At 57.9% G+C, this 7,193-nt stretch carries 6 protein-coding genes; 2 read left to right on the top strand and 4 right to left on the bottom strand.

Annotated elements, in window-relative coordinates:
- Position 1: 1 nt before the first annotated feature.
- The 4 genes from U367_RS0115015 to acs all read right to left on the bottom strand — a co-directional run bounded on the left by U367_RS0115015 (position 2) and on the right by acs (position 4,903).
- Positions 2-700, bottom strand: coding sequence for an ABC transporter permease (locus tag U367_RS0115015; RefSeq protein WP_028617619.1), 699 nt, complete (start codon positions 698-700; stop codon positions 2-4).
- Positions 697-1,386 (bottom strand): ABC transporter permease, encoded by a 690-nt coding sequence (locus tag U367_RS0115020; protein ID WP_010208305.1) that lies wholly within the window; start codon positions 1,384-1,386, stop codon positions 697-699. The genes U367_RS0115015 and U367_RS0115020 overlap by 4 nt, the downstream gene beginning before the upstream one ends.
- Before the next feature lie 91 nt (positions 1,387-1,477).
- On the bottom strand, positions 1,478-2,263 hold the full coding sequence (locus U367_RS0115025) for an ABC transporter substrate-binding protein (protein WP_028617620.1): 786 nt from the start codon (positions 2,261-2,263) through the stop codon (positions 1,478-1,480).
- A gap of 684 nt (positions 2,264-2,947) precedes the next feature.
- A complete protein-coding gene (acs, locus tag U367_RS0115030) occupies positions 2,948-4,903 on the bottom strand; it encodes an acetate--CoA ligase (RefSeq protein WP_028617621.1) in 1,956 nt (651 codons plus the stop codon).
- Between the two features lie 397 nt (positions 4,904-5,300).
- On the opposite strand from acs, the gene U367_RS0115035 reads away from it, so the two are divergent.
- Positions 5,301-5,570, top strand: a complete 270-nt coding sequence (locus U367_RS0115035) for a DUF2790 domain-containing protein (RefSeq protein ID WP_028617622.1) — start codon at positions 5,301-5,303, stop codon at positions 5,568-5,570.
- A 484-nt stretch (positions 5,571-6,054) separates the two neighbouring features.
- Positions 6,055-7,193, top strand: a 1,139-nt coding sequence (locus U367_RS0115040; RefSeq protein WP_028617623.1) for a ribonucleotide-diphosphate reductase subunit beta, incomplete at its 3' end; no start/stop codon positions are given.

A 7,193-nucleotide genomic window follows, 5' to 3' on the forward strand; every position in this document is an offset into this window, starting at 1 on the left:
ATCAATGCTTCCGTGGAGCCAGGTAGCTCAGCCAGCGGCGCTCGGCCAACTTGAACAGGCGCACCAAGATGAAGGTCAGGCACAGGTAGAACACACCGGCGGTGATATACGCTTCGAACGGCAGGTAGAACTGCGCGTTCACTGTACGTGCAGCACCGGTGATGTCGATCAGGGTGACGATGGAGGCCAGGCTGGTGGTTTGCAGCATCATGATCACTTCGTTGCTGTACTGCGGCAGCGCACGGCGCAAGGCCGATGGCAACAGGATGCGGCGATACAGTTTGTAGCGCGACATGCCCATGGCCTTGGCCGCTTCGATCTCGCCATTGGGGGTGGCCTTGAGGCTACCGGCGATGATCTCGGCGGTGTAGGCGCTGGTGTTGATCGCAAACGCCAGGCACGCACAGAACGTGGCACTGGACAGCAGCGGCCAGAGGAAACTTTCGCGCACCACTTCAAATTGAGCCAGGCCGTAGTAGATCAGGAACAGCTGCACCAACATCGGCGTGCCACGGATCACGTAGGTGTAGAGCCACGCCGCGCCGTTGATGATCGGCTGCTTGGACACGCGCATCAAGCCCAAAGGCAAGGCGGCAAGCAGGCCGAAGAACAGCGAGATGGCGAGCAGTTTCAGGGTGGTCAGCAAGCCGCCAAGGTACAGCGGCATGGCCTCCCAGATGACGTTGTAGTCGAAGATCATAGATCAGCCGCCCTTACGCCTACCGAGTAGCGCTTCTCAAGATGACGCAAGGCCAGCAACGACACGCTGGTGATCACCAGGTACATCGCCGCCACTGCGAGGAAGAAGGTAAAAGGTTCGCGGGTGGCGTCTGCCGCCTGCTTGGCCTTGAACATCATGTCTTGCAGGCCCACCACCGAAATCAGCGCAGTGGCCTTGGTGAGGACCAACCAGTTGTTGGTGAAACCGGGGATCGCCAGCCGGATCATCTGCGGCACCATCACCCGGAAAAACACCTGGAAACTGCTCATGCCATATGCAAGGCCGGCTTCGGCCTGGCCCTTGGGAATGGCCATGAAGGCGCCGCGGAAGGTTTCCGACAGGTAGGCGCCAAAGATGAAACCCAGGGTGCCGATACCGGCGGCCAAGGGGTTCAAGTCGATATAGTCGTCGTAGCCCAGCATCGGCGCGACGCGGTTGAGCAGGTCCTGACCGCCGTAGAAAATCAGCAGGATCAGCACCAGGTCGGGGATCCCGCGGATCACCGTGGAGTACAAGTCACCCAGCCAAGCCAACCAGCGCACCGGCGACAGGCGTAACGCGACCCCGATCAGACCCAGAACAATGGCCAAGGCCATGGACGACAAGGCGAGCTGAAGCGTCAACCATGCGCCATCGAGGATGACGGCCCCGTAGCCTTTCAACATGATTCAGGTCCTCGAAAAGGGGGATGAAAAAATGGCGCAAACCTCAGGAATTCTGTTGCTTGCGCCATTTTGGACAGACAGCTGCGACGATTTACTTGGCGTCAGCGCCGTAGATATCGAAGTCGAAGTACTTGTCCTGGATTTTCTTGTACTCACCGTTGGCACGGATCGCGGCAATGGCTGCGTTGATACGGTCGAGGTTTTCCTTGTCGCCTTTGCGTACGGCGATGCCGATGCCGTCACCGAAGTACTTGGCGTCGGTGAACTGTGGGCCCACAAACGCGTAGCCTTTACCGGCAGGCGTCTTCAGGAAGCCGTCTTGCAGCAGAGTGGCGTCGGCCACGGTGCCGTCGAGGCGACCGGCTTCAACGTCCAGGTAGATTTCGTTCTGCGAGCTGTAAGGCACAACCGTGGCGCCTTTAGGAGCCAGGACTTCCTTGGCGAAACGATCGTGGATCGAACCGCGTTGTACGCCGATTTTCTTACCCTTCAATTCATCCAGGCTGTCGCTGACGGTGGTGCCTTCCTTCATCACCAGTTGCGCTGGGCTCAGGTAATAGCGGTTGGTGAAGTCCACGGACTTCTTGCGGTCTTCCGTGATGGACATGGACGACAGGATCGCGTCGATCTTGCGCACTTTCAGCGCAGGGATCAGGCCGTCGAATTCCTGCTCGACCCAGGTGCACTTGACCTTCATCTCTGCGCACAGGGCGTTGCCGATGTCGTAGTCGAAACCGACGATGCTGCCATCGGGCGCTTTGGAGGCAAACGGAGGGTAAGCCGCTTCGATACCAATTTTCAGGGGCTTGCCTTCAGCAAAAGCCTGCATGGACAGCACGGACAGCGCCAGGGCGCCCAACAGCACGAGTTTCTTCATCTTGGGACTCCATCGGTATAGGGCAAAACAGCAGTATGAGCCATGGCCCACGATGCGACTTAAGGGAAACCGAATTGCGGTGCTGCGTCCTACGCCAGTTACACACCGGAGACGACGAGCGAGTGATCGGCATTCTAACGACAGGCCGGAAGCCGATATTTCCTCAATGCGACAACAATTTACAGAAGCACCGAGAAAGCGGTTCCAGCTCATTGACAGCCTCTGTATTTTATGCAGAGACAAAAGACATTAAACCTGTAGACGCTGCAAATTGCGGGCCTATTATTCGCAAACCCTTCTAGCACGGCAAGTCTGGCGTTTAATCTTATTTGCTGGGGTGTCTAAAACGCGGTTTTTCGGGGCATTGGCGTAGCGCTTTGCCTCATGTTTGAGCGGCGGGTTACACATTTGCGCTCGACGGTAACATTCAGACATATCCCACAACACAATCCGATATTTATTGACCTTATGAAGTCGTCCCACCAATGAGCAACCTTGGAATGCAATCAAACTGTGGGAGCGGGCTTGCTCGCGAAGGCGATGTGTCAGTCAGCATATCAGCCAACTGATACACCACCTTCGCGAGCAAGCCCGCTCCCACAGTTGATCTTCAGTGTTTTTGAGAGCGCATAAAAAAGCCCCACCCGGCCTACGCCGAATGGGGCTCCATCGCTCAAACCTGCTTTAAGCGACGTTCATGGTCTTGTGCGTCTCGATCAAATGCGCCACCACGCCCGGGTCCGCCAGAGTGGAGATATCGCCCAAACCGTCATACTCGGCCGTGGCAATCTTGCGCAGGATACGGCGCATGATTTTCCCCGACCGCGTCTTCGGCAAGCCCGGTGCCCACTGGATCACGTCTGGCGAAGCAATCGGCCCGATTTCCTTGCGCACCCAGTTTTTCAACTCCAGGCGCAGCGCTTCGTTCGGTTCTTCGCCATTTTTGAGCGTGACATACACATAGATGCCCTGCCCCTTGATGTCGTGTGGCACACCCACCACCGCTGCTTCAGCGACTTTAGGGTGGGCAACCATGGCACTTTCGATCTCGGCAGTGCCCATACGGTGGCCGGACACGTTCAACACGTCGTCCACGCGACCGGTGATCCAGTAGTAACCATCCTCGTCACGACGCGCACCGTCACCGGTGAAGTACATGCCACGGAAGGTCTTGAAGTAGGTGTCGACGAAGCGGTCATGGTCGCCGTACAGCGTACGCGCCTGGCCTGGCCACGAATCGAGGATCACCAGGTTGCCCTCGGCAGCGCCCTCAATCAGGTTGCCCAGGTTATCCACCAGCGCCGGCACCACGCCAAAGAATGGCCGTGCTGCCGAACCCGGCTTGAGCGCATGGGCGCCCGGCAGCGGGCTCATCATGTTGCCACCTGTTTCGGTCTGCCACCAGGTGTCGACAATCGGGCAACGGGATTGGCCGACGTTCTTGTAGTACCAGTCCCACGCCTCTGGGTTAATCGGCTCACCCACCGAACCGAGCAGGCGCAGGCTGGAGCCGTCTGCGCCTTCGCACGCAGCGGTGCCGGATGCCATCATGGCGCGGATTGCAGTCGGTGCCGTGTAGAGGATATTGACCTTGTGCTTGTCGACGATCTTCGCCACCCGGGTGATATCCGGGTAGTTCGGCACACCTTCGAACAGCAGCGTGGTCGCGCCATTGGCCAGCGGGCCATAGACGATATAGGTGTGGCCAGTGACCCAGCCGACGTCGGCGGTGCACCAGTAGATTTCGCCCGGGCGATAGTCGAACACACGTTCGTGGGTCAGGGACGCATACAGCAGGTAGCCGCCGGTGGTGTGCTGCACGCCCTTGGGCTTGCCGGTGGAACCCGAGGTGTAGAGGATGAACAGCGCTTCTTCGGCGCCCATCTCTTTTGGCGCGCAGACGGTGCCCGCCACTTTCATCAGGTCTTCGTACCAGATGTCGCGATGCTGGTTCCACTTGATGTTGCCATTGGTACGTTTGCACACAATGACCTTCTGGATGCTGCTGGTTTCCGGGTTGGTCAGGGCGTCGTCGACGTTGGCCTTCAGCGGAATCTTCTTACCGGCGCGGATGCCTTCGTCGGCGGTGATCACCACCTTCGACTTACAGTCGATGATGCGACCGGCCAGGGCCTCCGGCGAGAAACCGCCAAACACCACAGAGTGAATCGCACCAATGCGGGTACAGGCCAGCATGGCGACCACGGCTTCGGGGATCATCGGCATATAGATAGTCACCACGTCGCCGCGGTGCACATCCTGGCCGCGCAGGGCGTTGGCGAACTTGCAGACTTCTTCATGCAGCTCGCGGTAGGTGATGGTGCGGCTTTCGGAAGGGTCGTCGCCCTCCCAGATGATGGCCGCCTGGTCACCGCGCTCGGCGAGGTGACGGTCCAGGCAGTTATAGGAAACGTTCAGGGTGCCATCGGCGAACCATTTGATATCGACATGGTGATCGTCGAACGAGGTCTGCTTCACCGTGGTGAAAGGCTTGATCCAGTCAAGGCGCTTGGCTTGCTCGCGCCAGAAGCCATCGGGGTTGACCACCGACTGCTGGTACATGGCCTTGTAGGTCGCCTCGTCGGTCAGCGTGTTGGCTGCTACTTCGGGGCGAACGGGGTACAGGGAAGCCGCACTCATCTTTCTTACCTCGGTGACATAGTTGTTTTTGTATGGCCCTGTTGTAGCCGGGGCTGACCTATAGAACCATTCGACGATGGTAGTAACAAGCCCCTACAAATTGCCCTGATATCCCCGTTTGCACCTCTAGCCCGCGGGCTGCGGCGTTTCGCAGCTATGTGAAAAAAGCTTTACCACGGGATTGTTACAAAAACCGCCAATAGTGTTTATCAAAAGTACGGGTATATGAATATAACCTGGGGGCCTAAAATCAACTCCGCCAACAAGGCACTGTGATTAACAACGCAACAGCCCCCACGAAGGCAACGTTAATCCGAACTTCCCAACTCTTAAGTTACACACGTGGCCTCACAAGGGCCCCGTGACCCCATTCGACCTAAATAAGGTAAATAGAGAAATGAAAGCTTTAGTAGTTATGGCCCTCAGCAGCTTGTGCGCAACCGCCGCCCTGGCCGACGAAGCCCCGACTGACGTAGCTGGCCGCAACACCCCGATCGTTGAAGACTACACTTACAGCACCCACTTGGATGTTGCCAAAGTATTGTCCATGAGCAGTATTCCGGAAGTGTGCGAAGTTGTACCGGTGAAGATGGAATATGAAGACTCACAAGGTCAGCGCCATATTCTTAATTACCATGTGATGGGCAACGGTTGCTCTAACGGGTAATAACTTGATGCGTTCGATCTGAACCTGATCTTATTCGCCGCAAGAAATCGTTCTTGCGGCAAAGAACCGGCCCCCTCCGCCCCTCGCTGCGCCCCCTCGAAAAAAATCCTGCCGCTCGTCCCTCCGACCAACCCCAGCAAACCCGCGTCTTGGCTTGAAAAGTAGGCTTTTTGTCTGCGATCCGTGAGCATCCGCCACAACACAAAGCCGATTTTTTCCCTATAATGCGCGGGTAAATCGGGCCTGCAATATCCCTTTACGCTGGGATGAAGAGCCAGACCTGAGGCATCCCGCTGGAGCAAGCACCTACCGCTCCGCACCTCAAGCCTCACGCAGAGCACCCGTAACCCTATTCCGTTTAATGCGTGCGCTAGCTGCAACAAACGATTCCTTAAGATCCACCGCGGCCTCAGGGCCGTGTGAACACCCAACCATCCGGTTTCACACGGGCACCTTTGAGCCCTCACGCAGGAGACGACACGTCATGCTGAGCTGGGACGAATTCGACAAAGAAGAAGAAGGCGAAGTTGCCGCTAAAGGCGCCAACGCTGGCCACGCTACCGAAGCCAACATGGACCGCCTCGACGGTGATGGCGCCAAAGCGGCCCTCGAAGCCCGCGCCGTCACCGCCAGTGACTCCGCCGCCATCGTGCGCGCCAAGGCCGCCCTCGACAAACTCGACGTCGCCGAAGGCCTCGCCGAGCTGGAAGGCTCCGCCGCCCGTGTCGCCGTTGACGAAAAGCGCATGATCAACTGCCGCGCCGACCTCAACCAGCTCGTACCCTTCAAGTACGACTGGGCCTGGCAGAAGTACCTCGACGGCTGCGCCAACCACTGGATGCCGCAAGAGGTCAACATGACCGCCGACATCGCGCTGTGGAAAAACCCTGAAGGCCTGACCGACGACGAGCGTCGCATCGTCATGCGCAACCTGGGCTTCTTCTCCACCGCCGACTCCCTGGTCGCCAATAACCTGGTGCTGGCCGTGTACCGCCTGATCACCAACCCGGAGTGCCGCCAGTACATCCTGCGCCAGGCCTTCGAAGAAGCGATCCACACCCACGCCTACCAATACTGCATCGAATCGTTGGCCATGGATGAAGGCGAGATCTTCAACATGTACCACGAGATCCCATCGGTCGCTAAGAAAGCCGCCTGGGGCCTGAAGTACACCCGTTCGATCTCCGATCCGAAGTTCGAAACCGGCACCGTCGAGACCGACAAAGAGCTGCTGCGCAACCTGGTCGCCTACTACTGCGTGCTGGAAGGCATCTTCTTCTATTGCGGCTTCACCCAGATCCTGTCCATGGGCCGTCGCAACAAAATGACCGGCGTGGCCGAGCAGTTCCAGTACATCCTGCGTGACGAGTCGATGCACCTGAACTTCGGTATCGACGTGATCAACCAGATCAAAATCGAAAACCCACACCTGTGGGATGCCGAGATGAAGGAAGAAGCGACCCAGATGATCCTGCAAGGGACTCAGCTGGAGATCGAATACGCGCGCGACACCATGCCACGCGGTGTGCTGGGCATGAACGCGGCGATGATGGAGGACTACCTCAAGTTCATCGCCAACCGTCGTCTGTCGCAGATTGGTCTGAAAGAAGAGTATCCGGGGAC

This window comes from Pseudomonas canadensis (assembly GCF_000503215.1).
In the GTDB taxonomy this organism is placed as follows: Bacteria; Pseudomonadota; Gammaproteobacteria; order Pseudomonadales; family Pseudomonadaceae; genus Aquipseudomonas; species Aquipseudomonas canadensis.